Genomic DNA, 19296 nt, shown 5'->3' on the forward strand with positions numbered 1-19296 from the left:
TTATGATTGCCAAACGCTACGAGCCTTTCTGGAAAACTAAATCCATGCTCGACATGGATTCTCAGGAATGGGAATCTCTGTGTGATGGCTGTGGTAAATGTTGTCTGCAAAAACTTCAGGATGAAGAAGATGATGCGGTGTATTACACCAATTTGGCTTGTGCGCAGTTGGATATCAGCGCCTGTCGCTGCCGCGTATATGAAGATCGGCAGCAACATGTGGCAGAGTGTTTGGTGTTAAAGCCCGAAGATGTAGCTCAGTTTGATTGGTTGCCAGATACTTGCTCTTATCGAGTGCTACGGGAGACGGGTGATCTACCTAACTGGCATCCGTTGGTTACTGGTTCAGATAAAGAAATGCTGCGGCAAGGCTTGAGCGTGCGTCATTATGCAGTAACTGAAACATCTGTAGACGAAGATCGCTGGCAAGAGCATATTATTCGTTGGGTACATGGGATGCCAGAACCCTTTGAACCATAGCCTTGCATAGGGGAATTTATCCACCGGGTGTGCGAGGTCGTGAGAAGCTTCTGTGTCCAGCTTGATCATAATGGGCACAAATATGGAGAATGTGGTGAAGATTCGAACGAAAATTCAAACAGCGCTATTGGCTCTCGCGGCTTTAGGCGCACCCCAGTTGTGGGCGGATACCCAGTTCCGCGTCATCGTCGATGCGTCTGGTAGTATGGTGATCAGCGACCCCGATAAACTCACCTCCGAAGCCTTGAAATTGATCTCCAATCTAGCACCAGAAGAAAAAGCCACCTTGGGGATCTGGTTGTTTGGTGAACGCCCCCGGGTACTGTTGCCGGAATCTCCTGTCACGCCGGAGCTAAAACAGCAATTGGCTCGCTATGTGGATGGTTATGTCACCGAAGATCTAAAAACAGACTTAGAATCCATCTTACGTCTGTTATTGCAAACGCCAGATAGTGGAGAACTTGCCCCAGATTTCGATCGTCATTGGATACTGGTGACCGATGGCATGGTAGATATTAGCTTGGACGATAAGGTAAACGCCGCATCGCGGGCGCGAATTACCGACAATCTGGCGGTGCAACTTGCGGAAAAAGGTATCCACTTACATACGGTTTCCATGACGGGCTACACGGATAAAGAGTTGTTGCAGTCTTTATCTGACCTGACCAATGCCTCCCATACGGAAGTGGCGACACCGGAAGAATTGCTCGATACTTTTGATCGGGTATTTGCGCAAGCTGCACCCTCTGAAGAATTGCCCTTTGAAGGCAATACTTTTTTCGTTGATGATGCCGTAGAAGAAGCAACATTACTGGTGTTCCACGAGCCTGGTATCACTCCTGCGATTCTTAAACCTGGTGGTGTACCCCTGTCTTTAACGGCAAGCAATGTTTCTACTGCAGCGGCTAAGCATTACACCATGGTGACCATCACTAAACCTGTGGTCGGCACTTGGTCGGTAGAGAACATCGATTTAGCCCGCAGTTCTATTCGTGTCATTACCAAGCTCAGTGCTCAGGCTACTAAGGTTCCGCCAGTACTGTTTATTAACGAGCCAATATACAGCACGGTAGGCTTGTTCCAGGACGATAGACTCCTAACCGATGAGCAAATCTTAGATTTGGTGGATGTGCGTCAGAAATTGATTTTCTTGGCAGGTGAAACACCGAAGCAACTGCGGGACATCCCAGTGCAGCGGGCACTTAACCAATACAAGAATAAGATTGAGCGACTTATTGAACAGGGCAATTATCAATTGGCTACCATCGTTGACGGCAAAACCTTTACTCGTCAGTTGAATCAATATTTTTCCGTTGCCCCCGCCATTGAGTTACAGGTAGAGCCTGCCAGTGAATCATTAGTGAGAGTGCGGGCGACGCCCACCAACTTACGACTGAATACGTTGCGCTCCAATGCCAAACTGGTGGTAGATTACCACTCAGGCACTGAACAGGTGGAAGAAATGACGCTGCAAGGGGCGGGTTACTGGGAAAAAGTGTTGCCGGTAACGGCGAATGCTACCTTGAGTATTCGCGTGCGTTTGGTTGGGGTGACACGCACAGGAATGCGCTTCGATTACGATACACCCGTGTGGAGTGTGATTCGCAATGGCGCCGATCAGGTGAGTGTTAAACAGGGACCTTTGCCAGCGCAAGCTGAGCCAGAATTGGATGCCTTAGCAGCTCTTGGTGCGGTGAATCGCACCGTGGCTCCGGTAGTAGTGACGCCGCAAATTGCTGTGGTTGATGAACCGGAAACGACTCCGCCAACTGCAGAATTGGATGACGCGCCGACAGCTCAGGTAGAGGACGAGACCTCTCCAGTAGAAGAGCCACCCGTCGCGCCAGTGGGCTTAACCACCACCGAGTGGCTACTTTATGGAGGTCTCAATTTATTGGCAGTCGCCCTTGCTGGGGGTGGCTATTTCTTTTGGCGTCGCCGTAAAGCGCAACGTCAGCAGCAAGAGGGTGAAGTAGAGGATGTGTGAGTTATTAGGCATGAGTGCCAATGTGCCTACCGATATTTGTTTTAGCTTTTCCGGGCTTCGTGCCCGTGGTGGCCGAACGGGACCCCATAGCGATGGTTGGGGTATGGCTATGTATCGGGATGGACACGTTTGGGCGATTCATGATCCCCGTCCAAGCTCCGATTCCGATGTGGCCGAGCTAATGAGTAAAACTTCGTTAAAATGCCATGTGGTGATCAGTCATATCCGCCAAGCCAATGTGGGACAAGTTTGCTTGCCGAATACTCATCCTTTTTGTCGACAGCTATGGGGAAAAACTTGGTCTTATGCCCATAATGGCCAGCTAGAAAATTCCCAGGAACTACCTCTATCCCAGTTTGGGGTCGTCGGAAGTACGGACTCGGAGCGGGCTTTCTGTTGGTTACTGGAGCAATTACAGCAGGCTTTTGGTAAGCTAGAACCAAGTCTTGAAGAAATCGCCAGTGTGTTAGCGGAACATTGCCATTTCCTGCGCCAGCGGGGAGTGTTTAATATGATGCTCAGTGATGGCGAATACTTATTCTGCTACTGCACCACCAAACTTAATTGGATCACTCGCCGCGCCCCGTTCCAAAAGGCAACCCTTGCCGACGAAGATATCTCCATCGATTTTCAAGCAGTGACCACCGACAAAGACGTGGTCACCGTCATTGCAACCCAACCGCTCACAGATGATGAGCAATGGCAGCAAATGGTAGCAGGTGAGCTATGCGTATTTAAGCAAGGTGAGTTGGTGTGGCATCAGTTACCTTAACTCAACTAGCCAGCGAGACGGCTGGCTAGTTTAAGGCGCTGGAAATTACTGAACCAATTCGTTTTCCGTAAATTCACCTTCGAAGAGGGCGGTGGAAAGGTAGCGCTCTCCGGAGTCAGGCAATACGACGACAATTTTCTTGTCGGCAAATTCTGGCAACTGGCTCAAGCGCTCAGCGGCAACCACGGCAGCCCCACAAGAAATACCACACAAAATACCTTCTTCGCGCATTAGACGTTTGGCCATGGCGATGGCATCTTCATTGCTCACCTGTTCGACACGGTCAACCACGGATAAATCTAAATTCTCGGGCACGAAGCCGGCTCCAATACCTTGAATCTTGTGTGGTGCTGGTTTGGGTTCTTCGCCGGCCAAGGTTTGGCTGATGACCGGTGACGCGGTAGGTTCAACCGCAACACTGGTAATGGCTTTGCCGGCGACATTTTTGATGTAACGGCTCACACCAGTAATGGTTCCGCCGGTGCCAACACCCGCAACAAATACATCGATCTCGCCATTGGTGTCTTGCCAAATTTCTGGGCCAGTTGTTTGTTCGTGAATTTCTGGGTTCGCCGGGTTCTCAAATTGTTGGAGCAATACAAAATTCGGGTCTTGGGCGATTTCTTGAGCTTTTTCAATGGCGCCTTTCATTCCCTTAGCAGGTTCCGTCAAGACGATATTTGCCCCCAATGCTTTCATGACTTGGCGACGTTCCAAGCTCATGCTGGCAGGCATGGTAATAGTAATGGGGTAGCCACGGGCTGCCGCTACGAAACACAAAGCAATACCCGTATTGCCGCTGGATGGCTCAACGATGGCTTTACCTGCTGTCAATACACCGCGCTTTTCTGCATCCCACACCATGTTGGCACCAATGCGGCATTTCACCGAAAAAGCAGGGTTACGGGCTTCCACTTTGGCCCAGATATTACCGTTACCGATGCGGTTAAGTTTGACCAGTGGCGTATTGCCGATGGTTAATGAGTTGTCGTTAAAAATCTTTTCTGACATGTTCTTTCCCTTAATGTTGATCAATTTGGCGACAGCGCGTAGGTGGCTTTTGCTACATGCTCTATGTGCCCACTATAACGAAGCTGCTACGGAAAATATAAGAACTTAGCACTATATGGTTAGAAACAACCCCGTCGCAAGGGAACACAGCAAGGCAGCAAAATTAATGCTAGAATGCGCCCCTAGTTTATTGATTTCTATCATATGTTTTTCTGTAAGTAGTCATGCGAGACACCACTTTGATAAATGCTATTTCCGATCCTATCCTGACCAAAGATCGATTCCAGCTTGAACGCAAACGCCGCACACTGGTGGAGCGCCTACAACAGGGCAAGCCCGCTGATCGTTTGCGTCAAGAGCTAGAGCAACTGGTGATGGCCTCCGCAGAGCGTTACCAACAACGATCAGCCTGCTTACCCAAGATTACCTATGATGAAAACTTACCGGTTGCGGCCAAAGCCGCTGATATCATTGCCGCTATAAAGCAGCATCAGGTAGTGATAGTAGCGGGGGAAACGGGCTCCGGTAAAACGACCCAATTGCCGAAAATGTGTCTTGATGCTGGCAGAGGTATCGCCGGGCAAATTGGCCACACTCAACCCCGTCGAATTGCTGCTCGCAGTGTGGCAGAACGTATTAGTGAGGAACTAAAAGTAGAGCTGGGTGGGGTAGTGGGCTTCCAAGTCCGTTTTACCGAAGAAAGTAACGACGATACCTTAATCAAACTGATGACTGACGGGATTTTGTTGGCGGAAATTCAACAAGATCGTTACCTCACCAAATATGACACCATTATTATCGACGAAGCCCACGAGCGCAGTCTGAATATTGACTTCCTGTTGGGCTATCTAAAACGTATTCTGCCCCAACGCCCAGATCTAAAGGTGATCGTAACCTCCGCTACCATTGATGTGGAGCGCTTTTCCAAACACTTTAATGACGCCCCGATTTTTGAAGTATCAGGGCGAACGTATCCCGTAGAAATTCGCTATCAGCCGCTGCTGCTCAAGTCTGAAACCGAAGAGCTGGACGAAGACCAAAGTATGGAGCAGGCCATTGTCGATGCCGTGACAGGGCTGATCAATGAAGAACGCCATTCTGGCTACCGTGGCCCCGGAGATATTCTGATCTTTTTGCCCGGTGAGCGGGAAATTCGCGAAACGGCAGAATTATTACGCCGTGAGCAACTAAGAGACACAGAAGTGTTGCCTTTGTATGCCCGTCTGAGTAGTAGCGAGCAGCAGCGGGTATTCAAGCCCCATACCGGGCGTCGTATAGTGCTCTCCACCAACGTAGCGGAAACTTCTTTAACCGTGCCTGGGATTCGCTATGTCATAGACCCGGGGTTAGCCCGAATTAGCCGTTACAGCGTGCGCTCGAAAGTGCAGCAATTGCCCATCGAGAAGATCAGCCAAGCCAGTGCCAACCAGCGGGCCGGACGCTGTGGACGGGTTGCCGAGGGTATTTGTATTCGGCTATATGACGAGGAAGATTTCGCCAATCGTCCGGAGTTTACCGATCCAGAGATATTTCGTACCAATTTGGCCTCGGTTATCTTGCAGATGGCAAACCTAAAATTGGGGGCAGTGGAGAAATTCCCGTTTGTGGAAATGCCAGACCGCCGTTTGATTAACGACGGTTATCGAGCCTTAACCGAGCTTGGTGCCATTGATAAAGAGCGTCTCACACCTGTCGGCCGCCAGCTTGCCAAATTACCAATCGACCCTAAGCTAGGGCGTATGTTGATCGCGGCCCAAGAGCACCAAGTGGTGCGCGAAGTCGCCATCATTGTCAGCGCCTTGTCGGTGCAAGATCCCCGTGAGCGCCCCCAGGATAAAAAGACCCAATCGGATCAGTGTCATGCGGTAGACAAAGATGTGGACTCGGACTTTATCGTCCTACTAAACCTATGGGAGCGGTTTGAAGCCCAACGGCAGGAGCTGTCCCAAAACCAACTGCGTCAATATTGCCGCAAGCAGTTTTTGAATTACTTGCGTATGCGTGAATGGCGTGACATTCACCGACAAATTCTCATTGCGTGTAAACAGCTCGGCTTCAAAGAGGTGGTCCACGAAGAGCGCCATTACGAAGCCATCCACCGGGCGCTGTTGGCGGGTTTGTTTACCCAGGTGGCTAACCGCTTGGAAGAATCCAAAGAAATGCTGGGGTGCCGTTCCCGCAAGTTATCCATTTTCCCCGGCTCTATGTTATTCAAGAAGCCCCCTCAGTGGGTGATGGCGGCGGAACTGGTGGAAACCTCCAAGCTCTATGCCCGAGTGGTGGCGCGCATCGAGCCAAAGTGGGTAGAGGAATACGCCATGCCGTTCGTGAAGCGGCAGTATTTTGACCCTCATTTTGAACGTAACCAAGGGCGGGTCATGGCCTTTGAGCAGGTATCCCTCTATGGCTTGGTATTGGTGGCAAAGCGCAAGGTCGATTACGGCCATGTAGACCCCGCCGATGCTCGGGCGGTCTTTATTCGCCAAGGCCTCGTAGAAGGTCAATTGCGCAGCCGAGCCCCATTTCTGAAACATAACCGGGAATTGATCGATAGCGTCGAGCGGGAAGAAGCGAAACTGCGGATGCGGGATATCATGGTAGACGATGAAACCGTCTACCAGTTTTACGATGAACGCCTACCTGCTGATTTGCGTAACCAGAAGGCACTGGAGCGGTTCGCCAAAGATCACCCTAAGGCCTTGCTGATGACTCGCGAAGACCTGGTGCGTCAACAGGTGGCAGTGGATGACTTTGCTTTCCCAGATACTTACTCACTCAATGGGGTTGCCTTACCGATAGATTATGCCTTTGCGCCGGGTAAGGAAGAAGATGGCGCTACCCTAAAAGTGCCCGTTGGATTGTTGCGTCAGTTGAGCGTTGAGGATCTGTCATGGGCGGTGCCTGGTTACATTCGTGAACGCTGTGAAGCCTTGATTCGTGCTCTGCCAAAAGCCTTGCGCCGTCGCTTTGTGCCCATCCCCCAATTTGTCGACCGTATTTATCCGAATCTTAGTAAAGAAAAGGGTGACCTGCTGGAGCAGCTTTCCCTGCAAATTAAGCGGGAAACTCTGATTGATATTCCCCTCAATGAATGGGATACCAATAAGCTAGAGGGGCACCTTTCCCTCAATCTAGATGTGGTGGACGAGCGCGGTAAGGTACTAGGACGCGGCAAGGATTTAGCAGAATTGCAACAACGTTTCGCCGACAAAGTCAGTGAAAGCTTCGCTGCCTTTGGCACCAAACAACATGAGCAAGAAGAGTTGCAAAACTGGCCCGAGCAAGATGTACCAGAGCGACAACAGATTAAACAGGCTGGCATTACCGTCACAGCTTTCCCTGCCTTGGTACCCAACGAGAACAGCGTATCCCTTAAGTTGTTTGACGATGAACACACCGCCAAAGACGCCCACCGGCGCGGGGTGATTGCATTGCTGAAGCTGACGTTGGCGAAAGAGGTGAAATACCTCCAGAAGAATCTGCCTAAATTGCGGGAGTCCATGTTGCTATTTGCCCCGATTGGCAAAAAAGAAGTGCTGTTGGATGACTTAATCGACGCGATTTTAGAAAAAGTATTTCTCGATGGACGCCCTTTGCCTCGTACAGGTCATGACTTTGCAACCTGTATCTCACAGTATAAAGGGCAGTTAATCAGCTTGGGGAACGATATGGCGACCCAGTTATATCAAGTATTGTCCGCTTATCAGAAAGTCGCCAAACAATTAAAAGGTAATATACCCTTACCTTGGACCCGGATTTACGGCGATATTCGACTACAGTTAGGTAACTTGGTCTATCCTGGCTTCATTAGCCAAACGCCACTGTACTGGCTTGGTCAGTTGCCACGCTATTTCCGGGCCATTGATGTGCGTTTGGAGCGCTTCCAAAACCACCTCAATAAAGAGAATGCCCTAGTGTCAGAGCTAGAGCAATTGTGGCAGCAATACGAAAAACAGCACAATGCCCACAAAGAAAAGGCGGTTTATGATCCAGAATTGGTGAAATACCGTTGGTTGTTGGAAGAATACCGCATCTCGTTATTTGCGCAGAATGTGGGCACCGTAGAACCCGTATCGGACAAGCGGCTAGCCAAGCAATGGCAGCTGGTTAAAAAACTCGTTTAAGTGACCTAAACAATGAAAATAAAAACTGGACTTTTATTCGCCATAATAACTACCGCAACCTTGGCGAGCCCTGCTTATAGTGAAGAAGACCCTTGGGAAAACTACAACCGCGCCATCTTTCGTTTCAATGAGGGTATGGATGCCTTGCTACTCAAGCCTATCGCCCAAGGGTACGACACGGTCACTCCTGACCCGGTGCAAAAAGGCGTGTCCAACTTTTTTAACAACCTATTGGAAGTGACCAACATCACCAACAATCTGTTACAAGGCAAGTGGGATCAAACTGCTTCTTCTACTTTTCGTTTTTTGATCAATAGTACTGCTGGCTGGTTCGGGATTTTTGATGTGGCATCCGAGCTTGGCCTAAAACGTTATGAAGAAGACTTTGGGCAAACGCTGGGTTACTGGGGTGTAGATTCAGGCCCTTATGTGGTATTGCCGTTCCTTGGCGGTTCAACCCTTCGTGATACAGTGGCTATGCCAGTGGATTGGGCGAACTACGATGTGAAGGGGGACTTTGGTCTCACCAATCAAGAACAATGGCAGACACGCGGTGTCGACCTTATTCAAATTCGTGCTCAATACCTTAATGCCGAGGGTTTTATTTTCGGCGATCGTTATTCTTTCTTGCGTGATGTTTACCTGCAATCTCGGGCAGGGGCGGTGCTTGATGGTCAATTCGGTACTACCGCGGCTGATACTCAAGTGGATGATGGTGTGGCTGAAGATGGCTGGGGGGACGAGAGTTGGGAAGACGATGGCTGGGGTGACGAGGAGTGGGATGACGCAACTTGGTAGTAAACGATCATAATTGTTGAGTTTGCTCTGATCTGACCGGTCGTTTTAAGGCGAGTTTACCGTTACTATAGTGTCATCAGCCTTTTTTGAGGGTTTTGTTATGGTTTATCCTCGATGTCGTGATTTTCTCCTGATCACTCTTTGTGCCACGACGGTGCAATCTGTTGCTGCGCAAACCCTTAGGATACTTAACTGGGAAGACTATCTCGCGGATGAAGTGATCGCAGCTTGGGAACAGCAGAGCGGTTGGCAGGTGGAGCAAGTATTTTATGATAATGAAGCAGAACGGGATCTGATTCTTGCTAATAAGGCAGTCCGCAATATCGATTTAGTCGTTATCGGCGACGAGATTATCCAGCGTATGGGCAAGGCGGGTTACCTTGCTCCGCTTACGGAACAGTATGTGGAAGGGTTAGCGCCCATATGGCAGGGTAGCTGCGGTGATTATGGTTCTCCCTACCTGTGGGGAAGTTTAGGGATCGCCTACCGTACCGATAAAGTCGACCAAGCACCAGCTAACTGGAAAGATTTGCTGTATCCCATAGGGGCTTGGCAGAATCATATCGGCATGATTGGGCAATACGATGAACTTCTTGGCCCAGCCATGCTGGCTATGTCCCTTGACCCTATGTCCAATGATGAGGGCCATCTCAAACGCGCTTTTGAGTTATTGAAGCGCCAGTCTGAGTCGGTACTTACCTATGAATACGCACCAAGTTACTTGTCTGTAGCAACACCTGAAGAACAAGAAGAACTCTGGGTTACGCAGGTGTACAGTGGCGATGAATATACGTTAAATGATCTTTATGGCTCTCAGGTCTGGCAGTATGTACTGCCAGAAGACGGTGTTTTATTGTGGCTAGATTGTTTGGCGGTCGTGGCTTCGTCATCAAATCAGCAAGCTGCGCAGGAATTTATCCAATTTCTCGGAAAAAGTGCTATAAACGCACTAGACTCCGAGTCCGTCGGAGTCGCCACGCCCAGTTTGACGGCAAAATCACTGCAGTCTGAGGAATTTGCCAGTGATCAAGTAACTTATCCGCCAGCTGACGTGTTAGCAAAAGCACGACGTTACAAACCGTTGGACAGCGAAAATATCCGCTTACGTACGCAAATCAAGGACGCGTTGATCAGATACCATGACTCTAAATAAACGACTGCTACTCATCGTTATTCCCCTGCTGTGTATCGGAGTGATTCTGGGCACCTATGGGGTATATCGTGTGCAATCTAAAGCCTTGCAGGATATTGAACTGGCGAAATTAGAGAATCGGCTGCGTAATGTACACCGTATCTTTGAACAAGAAGTAAGTGTTGCTACTACGGCCTTATCTCTGTTAGTGGAAGGTCAAACACTGGTTGAATACGTCGCCAACAGCGGTGACGATATCAATGACTATATTGTTAGTCAGCGTATGGATCGTATTATCGACGGCGTGGTTGGGCAAGATGGCCCACGCATCATTGTTAGTCTGAGTAACGGAGTAGGTCAGAATTTATATTATTACGAACGCAGTGATAATCCTTTTTCCCGGCTACCAGACTTTGTCCTAGAGTACGCCCAAAGCCAGTTTCGCAAGCAGTCTCCAGTTGCCAGTAAACTCATGTTCCTTAATGGTGGACGTCACGCCTTTATTCATTCTCGGCTGCTTAATCGTTATACTTTGGCTGAGCCTTTAGTGGTCGATATCAATGAATCCGTAGCATTAACCGTCGTTGCTTATACTCATCGCTTTGACCAAGCGTTGATAGAGCTTGAGCGTGATTATGGTGTGCATCCCCAGCTAATTTACAGCACTACCACAGATATCAGTCAATTATCGGCGTCAATGGGTGTCGTAGAGATATTACCGAACACCTACTTGGAGTTGGAACTAACCGAGGAATATTTACAGCAAGTGCTGTCGCCAGTGTTGTCCTGGTTGATGGCTGTGTCGGTCGGCTTTGGTGCAGTGGTTTGTGTGGCGCTACTGCTCATTATTCGACGTTTCATTATCTTGCCTATTGCGCGTCTAGACCAGCAGTTGCAGTTTGTGATGACGGATCGTCAGAGCAATATTGTTAGACCGATTGGCAAGGATGAAATTAGTCGTCTTGGTGTCAAATTTTATGATCTTTATGACCAGCTCAATGCCAACTTGCGTGAATCCCACTCCATGGCGGTGACAGACGCCCTGACCAAGCTTCCCAACCGCACTCGCTTCCAAGATTACGCCCGTAAAGCACTTATGCGTGCTGCAACGAACGGTGGTTATGTGTCGCTAATATATATCGACTTGGATAACTTTAAATTCGTTAACGATCGACTTGGCCATGAAGCGGGGGATGAGCTGCTACAAGAGGCGGCACAGGCGTTTTTAGGTCTACTAAAACACGATGGTAAGCGCCGCACTGGTTCCATGGCTTCCCGTCTTTCTGGTGATGAATTTGCCATCGTCCTGTCCCATTCTGAACTAGAAGAGCGCGAACGCATCTCTCGTAATCTTATCGCGCTGTTCGATGGAGGCTTTAAAACTGAGCGTTACATTACCCCGGTTTCGGCCAGTGTCGGGGTAGCGACTTTTCCAGATGATGGTTCCGAATTAAGAGAGCTGATCGCGAATGCTGACATGGCGATGTACCATGCCAAACGCTCTGGCAAGAATCGTTATGACTTGTACTCCTACTCCATTGCCCGTGAAGCACGCCGTGTTAAGTTAATCGAAGATGCGCTGAAATTTGTCGATTGTGACCAAGAGTTCTCTCTTGTATTTATGCCGTTTATGGATAAGGGGCATAAAATCTGTGGCGTCGAGGTACTACTACGTTGGTATTCGCCAGAGCTGGGGCAAATCCAGCCCGATGAGTTTGTACCGATTGCCGAACAAACCGGCACCTACGGTAAAATTGATAACTGGGTGTTCCGCAAAGCCTTTTCCGAGTATCCGAATCTACAGGAGATTGTTGGTGCTGATGCAACCATTGCTATCAATATTTCCGCGGCAGAATTGGGGCAAAAAGAGTTTTCCCACAATCTTATTGAGCTGAAAGCAGAATACGGTGTGCCAGATGGCGTTGTAGAACTGGAAATAACGGAAACCTTTGGTTATTTCGCCGTAGAGCAAGTGCTTGATGTGTTGCGTCTATTGCGTGATGCGGGCTTTAGGATTGCAATTGATGATTTTGGTATCGGTTATACCCCATTGCTGCAAATGATCGACTATCCAGTGGACAAGGTGAAGTTAGATAAAGAATTAGTGTCGCGGGTAACCGGGGAGCGCTACCGTCAACTGCTAGCACCCACTGTGGAGCTATGTCACTTGCAAAATATCCGTGTAACCGCTGAGGGCGTGGAATCCATCTCGCAAGTCGCCGTATTGTCCGAAGCTGGTTGTGACTTCTTCCAAGGGTATTCGATTGCGACACCAATGCCGATTGGCGCATTGAAGCGTTGGTTTAAATCCTATGTCCCCAATCCAGACCTATCTCGGCAATAGCGCGCCCGCCTAACACCGCTAAGGGGTTAGGCGCAGTAGCTTGCCACTATCAGTGCTGACAACCAGACTGCCATCCTGCAGTTCAATGATGGCCCTTAGTCTTTCATCTAAATGACGCAAGTAGCGAAATTCTTCGCTGGTGCCGTCTTGCTTGAATACCACGCGGTTAAGGTGTTGTCCTGCTAACGCTGTCGTGAGAAAGCTACCCCGCCAGTCAGGGAACAAACTGCCTTGATAACGTAGCAAGGCACTGGGGGCGATTGAGGGTGTGTAGACTTTTAGGGGGTCGTTGACTCCCGCCTTCGACGTGCCTTCGCCCACCCGAATAGGGGCCCAGTATTCCTTACCAAAGGAAACAATTGGCCAACCATAGTTTGCACCGGGGCGAATCACATTGATTTCATCGCCGCCACGGGGGCCGTGTTCACTTTCCCAAAGAGTGTGGGTTTCTTTGTCATAAAACAGGCCTTGGGGATTTCGATGACCGTAGCTCCATATTTCTGGGCGAATATGGGCATGGCGGACATAAGGATTATCACTGGGGATGCTGCCATCTAGTTTTAGTCTGAGGATGCTGCCAGCATGGTTACTAGGGTCTTGGGCGTTATTACGCTCGCCCCGATCCCCAACCCCGAAAAAAACATGCCCTTTGTCGTCAAAAGTGATGCGGCTACCGAAGTGGTGACCACTGTCGCTTGCCGGTGTGGTGACCAGCAGATCTTGCCAGTTCTCCAACTGCTTACCATTTAGACGGGCTCGGGCGAGGGTAGTGGCATAACCCTCTTCGACGGATTTCGCATAGGTGAAATACAGGTATGAGCTCTGCTGGAAGTCTGGGCTAATTGCTACATCCAGCAATCCGCCTTGACCATTACGGGCGATGGCGGGAAGTCCGGTTACTGGCTCTACATGGCCTATATTAAACCAAATACGATATAGCTTCCCGTCGAGAGTTGTGGCTAGCAGTTGCTCTTGATCGACCTGAGTCATTCCCCAAGGAATACCATCTAGACGGGTAATTTGGTCGATGTTAACGAACTGGGAAGGTTGTTCATTGTTACCTAGGGCAATCAGTGGCGTGAGTAGTAAACTAATTAGGGCAAGTCTCAATTTCATAGCGCCTCCAGTGAGCGTATCTCAGAGGCTGAGTATAGAACCCTAAGCGCCAAATACCGATGAGTGGCGAAGACTTCCTTAATAGTTATCGCTTGATTGCAATTAAGATGCTATCCGTTACCGAAGTAGTGGGCGGACACAGTTACGACCTGCTGCTTTGGCGGCATATAAATGCTGATCTGCGCGATTAATCAGATTCTCAGGAGTTTCCCCCCGCTGCAATTGGGCGATACCCAAAGAAGTGGTGACTGGGCGCAAGGTAACACCGGTTTTCTTATTGGTGAGATTGAGACGACTGACCCGTAAGCGCACATTTTCAGCAAATTGCTGGGCGGACGGTAATTCCGTTTCTGGTAAGATAATGGCAAACTCTTCACCACCAAAACGATAGGCTTGGGCGCCGGGTCTGGCATCACAACTGGATTGCAGGGTTTGCGCTACGGATTGCAATACTTTATCACCGACCAAATGGCCGTATTCATCATTGAACGGCTTAAAATGATCAATATCGACGATGATCATACAGGTATCGCAGCCGGTTGAGGACAGCATACTGATATCCTCATTGAATTTTCGGCGGTTAAATATACCTGTTAGGCCATCTAGATAAGACTGGCGTTCGGTCTCGGCGATCCGTTGCTTTAATAAGCGAATTTCTTCCGTCTGTTGGGCGAGTTGTTCTCGATAGCTGGAGGTTTTCTCCATAAACGCATTGACATGCTTCACCAGACCTTTTGCTCTTGGGTCAGTCATGGCACCGCTATCTTCTGCCAAGGCAGCCATTTCCACGGATAAACTTTCGCTCAAATTGTCAGCGCTTGCCATTGCGGTTTCGGTTGAGTCGCCAAATGAACTTACCATGGTTTTAATGCTCGCTTGCATTTCCAATAGCTTGTTTTCCACTGGGGCGATCATGTAGCGGCTGATTAACTCATCACAGTGATGGCGGTTAATGCCTTGGCTGATTTGTGCCCCCATACGTTCCGTAAGCTCAGGATTCTGTTTGGTCACATAGGCGTACCAAAGGGCGTAGTAGGCTGGAGTGACCGGGATGCTATGTTTCACCATCAGAGGGATAGTGTTACGAAAGTGGTTGTTAACTTGGCTTAAAGATATGTTTGGCATCACTCGACCCTGAATCCTTGAATGGGCAACCGCTAGCGGAATAATTTGCGCTTATGTTATTGCTCGCTTGGACGTCGAGCAACGCCCTAGGTCAATAAAAGTGTAATAATTGTGTTGTTCTATTTCATTTATGTAATTTAATGTAATTGTTGTGAGCGGGACATAAAAAAAGCGCTCTCAATGGAGCGCTTTAGGATGCAAGCTGACCTCAATTACTTGAGTTTTTCGCCTAGCATTGCTTCAAGTTTATGTTGATCAACCGCAAAGTTACGAATGCCTTCAGCCAGTTTTTCTGTAGCCATGGCATCTTCGTTCATGGCCCAGCGGAAAGCTTGTTCGGAGATAGGTTCTCCAGCGGGCGTGGTTTCGGTAACAGGCGACAATTTGCGCTCTAGAGTTGCGGTGTCGTTGCGTAATTCTTCCAATAGATTCGGGCTAATGGTTAAGCGGTCACAGCCCGCCAATTGCTCGATCTCACCAATATTACGGAAGCTCGCACCCATCACGATGGTTTGGTAACCGTGCTGCTTGTAGTAGTTGTAAATTTCAGTGACCGATTTCACCCCTGGGTCTGTTTCAGCAGTGTAATCTTCCCCCGTAGATTTCTTGTACCAGTCCAAAATACGACCAACGAATGGAGAAATCAGATAAACGCCAGCTTCAGCACAGGCTTGGGCTTGGGCAAAAGAGAACAGTAGGGTCAAGTTGCAGTTGATGCCTTCTTTTTCAAGTTCTTCTGCTGCCTTGATACCTTCCCAAGTGGATGCGGCTTTGATCAGTACGCGATCACGGCTCACGCCGGCTTCTTCGTATAGTTTGATCAGGCGACGAGCTTTCTCGATAGTGGCGTCTTTATCATAAGAAAGGCGCGCATCGACTTCGGTAGAAATACGGCCCGGAACGTATTTTAAGATTTCACAACCGACAATAACCGCTAATTTGTCGCCCGCATCAATAATTTGCTGCTCAAGATCATCGCTCTGAGCTTTTGCCCAAGCTACCGCTTGATCAATAAATGGCGCATATTCTGGAATTTGCGCGGCTTTAAGCATCAAGGATGGGTTGGTGGTGGCGTCTTCTGGTTGGAAGTTCTTGATGGCTTCGATATCACCGGTATCAGCAACCACGGTGGTGTAGGCTTTTAATTGCTCTAGTTTGTTCGTCATTACTCTATCCTTTGGTTTTCGATAGCTGTTGTTTAACGCCTTCGATAGCGTCGATCAGTACGTCGATTGTGGCATGGGCATGATGACCGTTTTCCGACAAATGACGCCGGAATTGCTTACCACCGGGTAGGCCCACAAACATTCCCAACAAATGGCGGGTAATGTGTGATAGGCGCGCCCCTTTATTTAACTGGGATTCCACATAAGGCAGATAGTTCTCTAGGGCTTCAAAACGGTTGCTAACCGGGTTTTGGTGCCCAAATAGGCGGCTATCTACCTCGGCCAATAGCCACGGGTTGTTGTAGGCTTCCCGACCTACCATCACACCATCCAACTTGGTGAGCTGGGCTTGTGTTTCCTCTAGGGTTTTGATGCCGCCATTTAAAATGATTTCAAGATCAGGAAAGTCTTGCTTCAACTGATGCACATAATGGTACTTCAGCGGCGGGATTTCACGGTTTTCCTTAGGGCTCAAGCCCTGCAAAATGGCATTGCGCGCATGAACAATAAAAGTCGTTACACCCGTGGACGCCACATCACCGACAAAATCCCGTACCACAGCGTAGTCTTGTTGGTCATCTAAGCCAATACGGTGTTTGATGGTAACGGGGAGGCTGGTTGCGTCCTGCATTGCCTTCATCGCATCTTTCACCGTATCCACATGAGCCATCAAAATGGCACCTATCATATTGTTTTGCACACGGTCACTAGGGCACCCAGCGTTTAGATTAACCTCGTCATAACCGTATTGCTCCGCCATTTTTGCGCATTTCGCCAAGGCTTTTGCGTCCGCACCGCCTAATTGTAGAGCGATAGGGTGCTCGCATTCTTCATAACGCAAAAAACGTTCTGGGTCTTTGCCTTGTAATAAAGCGCCAGTTGTCACCATCTCGGTATAAAGCAACGTATCTTTGCTAAGACAGCGAGCGAGGACACGAAATTCGGACGTAGTCCACTCCATCATGGGTGCAATGGAGAAGCGTCGATTCACTGTATCCCTTGATTTTAAAGGCTTAGAGCCTGATTTTACTGACATTTTTGGGTTAGGTTTCTATTGCTGTTTTAGGGTGCTTTTGTGTGTTTACGGGCATATAATGCTACAGAATTGCTATATTTTATTTTGTAGCAAATTGCTTTTTCTGGTTTGTAAGTGGGCACACTTACTTACCGCGTCAAAGCGCTATAAGCCGCTTGAGGCATTATGTCATAAACTTACAAGGTTGCTAACAGGATATGGCCACATTCGCTGTTCGTAAGAAAAAAGATGGAAAAAAGTACATGTTGCTCAATTTGGTGTTGAACGGGCGAGAATAATTTGTGCTAGGCATTACTAAATTGTTGCTCCAAGGTGATTCCATTCGAGGTGGGACAATTGTTCTTGAATATCTAGAGTGCAGCAAACCTACTTTGGCACGACATGGGGATCAACTGGGTCATAGGGGAAATGCTACTCAACCAAGAACGGTATGGGCTGGATAAGCGCTACATGCATGCCCATTCCTGACAAAGATGAAAAGGGCGTTGGGGGAGTGGTTAGCAACTGTGTGGTTACATCATTAGTATTGCGTTGTGTTAGTCGCAATACTAATATATACAGCGTGAGATATAGGAGTTCCATTATGCCGTTACCTAAAGCAAGACAAGAAAAGCCTAAAGCAACCGCTAAAGACGTTAAGTCTTCTGCTGCCGTTGGCGATGCTGTGTTTGCTTACTTTCAAAAGCATGGCAGGTTCCCCACATCAAAAGAGCAACTGCAACTAGCTAAGGCATAACTTGGCGGTAGTACAGACAGCCTCTATCTTTAGATTAGATCCCAAATGGGAACTTCATAAAAATACATTTGAAGCCTATAAGCTTAACGGTGAGCAGCCAGATTTCTACGGTCGTGATGCATCGTTAAGTTATCCTCATGTTCACCATATCCATCTCGCTCAGACACAAGCGCTAGTAAAGCAATGGGCTAAACGCCATCCAAGAATAGACCAAGTTTACTACCGCACGACTAAAGTTGGTGATCCCGATAACGATTACTGGTTGCTATATGCCTACGACGACCTCGAAGACAAATATTTACTCCTAACAATCCTTGGCCCAGATGCTCACAATAGCAAGCAGTGGCGATCCTTTCTTAGAGGGCTCTACACTCAATTTGTTGAACCTTGGATCAACGGACAACTGGATGATGTAATTTAGTCCGGCATTATCTCGTAGTTCACCAGCCCAGACAACCTCAAACTTGTCGCATCCGCAATCGTCCCTTCTTCAAAGTAGATACTGGAATCTGACAGTCATTTGATTACTTCTTTAAAGAGTTTATGACCCTGTTTGTGCTTCTCAAGCGAGTGACGGAAGTTAATGATGGTGGTCTGGTCATGGATCGCACCTTCTAATGATACGCCCGCAAAAACCGCATCAAGGTAATTTCGTAGAGTGTATCTTCCTGCGCTGGATCACTCATGTTGTACCAGTCATATAAAGTGAATGCTAATCATAGTAGCGAGAGCGTATGGATGCCGGCCATTGCCAGCTGTTGGATTGAACGGTGAGATTTTAGCTTCAAGTTACCGCCACGGGATCGACTCATTCATCCGACCAAGAAACGGCTCTTCTTGGGTTTTACGGCGTTTACTGATGAATTCGGTATCAGCGAAGGAGAGTTGATTCATGGATTGCAGCAGTCGTGGTCAGATTAAGTCGGCTAGATTGTTTCACGTTGCCGATTTAATCGTACCGTCTCCAAGACGATCAAAACGCAATTCCCCGAGCGCTCCCCAAAAACACGGCTCTTAGCGTTATCATCGTACATTTTTTCTGCCGGGGGAGAGCCGTGAGACAGCTGCCGCACCCAAGCCGCTGTATCGTCAGGAATACATTTGCTAGCGTATCCGAGTTAAGCCAAGCAACTACAAAGCTAGTGGATACGCCGACGCTGCCATGCATGCTATATGTGAGGACTACGCGAGAGAGTCACTAAGACAAGTAGCAGTAGTAAAAAACATTCACCAACATAGGTGCGCAAAATGGGTTCGCGCACTCGAAAGGGTGCGCGGGTGCGTACTAAGTGTATCTACACTCCATACTGAGATAAGGCGCTAATCTTATCTTTTAATTGATCAATGTAACGCTCTAGCAACACCGTATCGCCATTATGCGTATTCCGGTGATTGCGATCGCTCGTTTCGGTCTATTCCGATCAGCTGATCCTGCCGTTTTTCTCTCGTCTTATTTTTACTCTAAGTGAT

The 19296-nt window shown here is 48.6% G+C and carries 14 protein-coding genes; 9 read left to right on the forward strand and 5 right to left on the reverse strand.

The window, feature by feature from the left end; all coding sequences use genetic code 11:
• Positions 1 to 2: 2 nt before the first annotated feature.
• From FJM67_RS13345 to FJM67_RS13355, 3 genes are all read left to right on the forward strand, one after another.
• Positions 3 to 479, forward strand: coding sequence for a YcgN family cysteine cluster protein (locus FJM67_RS13345; RefSeq protein ID WP_140590128.1), 477 nt, complete (start codon positions 3 to 5; stop codon positions 477 to 479).
• Positions 480 to 573: 94 nt separating this feature from the next.
• Entirely contained in the window at positions 574 to 2466 is a 1893-nt protein-coding gene (locus FJM67_RS13350) for a VWA domain-containing protein (protein ID WP_235890066.1), read from the forward strand.
• Positions 2459 to 3238, forward strand: coding sequence for a class II glutamine amidotransferase (locus tag FJM67_RS13355; RefSeq protein WP_140590130.1), 780 nt, complete (start codon positions 2459 to 2461; stop codon positions 3236 to 3238). The genes FJM67_RS13350 and FJM67_RS13355 overlap by 8 nt, the downstream gene beginning before the upstream one ends.
• Before the next feature lie 45 nt (positions 3239 to 3283).
• On the opposite strand, the gene cysK is transcribed toward FJM67_RS13355, so the two are convergent.
• Positions 3284 to 4249: a cysteine synthase A gene (gene cysK / locus FJM67_RS13360; RefSeq protein ID WP_140590132.1), complete on the reverse strand. Its 966-nt coding sequence runs from the start codon at positions 4247 to 4249 to the stop codon at positions 3284 to 3286.
• A gap of 224 nt (positions 4250 to 4473) precedes the next feature.
• On the opposite strand from cysK, the gene hrpA reads away from it, so the two are divergent.
• The 4 genes from hrpA to FJM67_RS13380 all read left to right on the forward strand — a co-directional run bounded on the left by hrpA (position 4474) and on the right by FJM67_RS13380 (position 12647).
• On the forward strand, positions 4474 to 8373 hold the full coding sequence (hrpA, locus tag FJM67_RS13365; protein WP_140590134.1) for an ATP-dependent RNA helicase HrpA: 3900 nt from the start codon (positions 4474 to 4476) through the stop codon (positions 8371 to 8373).
• Between the two features lie 12 nt (positions 8374 to 8385).
• Entirely contained in the window at positions 8386 to 9171 is a 786-nt protein-coding gene (locus FJM67_RS13370; RefSeq protein ID WP_140590136.1) for an MlaA family lipoprotein, read from the forward strand.
• 100 nt (positions 9172 to 9271) lie between these two features.
• Entirely contained in the window at positions 9272 to 10324 is a 1053-nt protein-coding gene (locus tag FJM67_RS13375; RefSeq protein ID WP_140590153.1) for a polyamine ABC transporter substrate-binding protein, read from the forward strand.
• Complete coding sequence (locus FJM67_RS13380) at positions 10311 to 12647, forward strand: putative bifunctional diguanylate cyclase/phosphodiesterase (RefSeq protein ID WP_140590155.1); 2337 nt, start codon at positions 10311 to 10313, stop codon at positions 12645 to 12647. The genes FJM67_RS13375 and FJM67_RS13380 overlap by 14 nt, the downstream gene beginning before the upstream one ends.
• Before the next feature lie 18 nt (positions 12648 to 12665).
• On the opposite strand, the gene FJM67_RS13385 is transcribed toward FJM67_RS13380, so the two are convergent.
• The 4 genes from FJM67_RS13385 to dusA form a co-directional block, all read right to left on the reverse strand.
• Positions 12666 to 13763 carry a PQQ-dependent sugar dehydrogenase gene (locus FJM67_RS13385; RefSeq protein ID WP_140590158.1) on the reverse strand — a complete coding sequence of 366 codons (1098 nt, stop codon included), beginning with the start codon at positions 13761 to 13763 and terminating at the stop codon, positions 12666 to 12668.
• A 117-nt stretch (positions 13764 to 13880) separates the two neighbouring features.
• Positions 13881 to 14888, reverse strand: coding sequence for a GGDEF domain-containing protein (locus FJM67_RS13390; RefSeq protein WP_140590161.1), 1008 nt, complete (start codon positions 14886 to 14888; stop codon positions 13881 to 13883).
• Between the two features lie 212 nt (positions 14889 to 15100).
• On the reverse strand, positions 15101 to 16054 hold the full coding sequence (gene tal / locus FJM67_RS13395) for a transaldolase (protein ID WP_140590163.1): 954 nt from the start codon (positions 16052 to 16054) through the stop codon (positions 15101 to 15103).
• A gap of 4 nt (positions 16055 to 16058) precedes the next feature.
• Positions 16059 to 17090, reverse strand: a complete 1032-nt coding sequence (dusA, locus tag FJM67_RS13400; protein ID WP_140590166.1) for a tRNA dihydrouridine(20/20a) synthase DusA — start codon at positions 17088 to 17090, stop codon at positions 16059 to 16061.
• 583 nt (positions 17091 to 17673) lie between these two features.
• On the opposite strand from dusA, the gene FJM67_RS17545 reads away from it, so the two are divergent.
• Positions 17674 to 17826 carry a hypothetical protein gene (locus tag FJM67_RS17545; RefSeq protein ID WP_181161509.1) on the forward strand — a complete coding sequence of 51 codons (153 nt, stop codon included), beginning with the start codon at positions 17674 to 17676 and terminating at the stop codon, positions 17824 to 17826.
• A gap of 1 nt (position 17827) precedes the next feature.
• Complete coding sequence (locus FJM67_RS13405; protein ID WP_140590169.1) at positions 17828 to 18247, forward strand: type II toxin-antitoxin system YafO family toxin; 420 nt, start codon at positions 17828 to 17830, stop codon at positions 18245 to 18247.
• Positions 18248 to 19296: the final 1049 nt, after the last annotated feature.

The sequence above is a fragment of the Maribrevibacterium harenarium genome, from assembly GCF_006385675.1.
Lineage (GTDB): Bacteria > Pseudomonadota > Gammaproteobacteria > Pseudomonadales > Marinomonadaceae > Marinomonas > Marinomonas harenarium.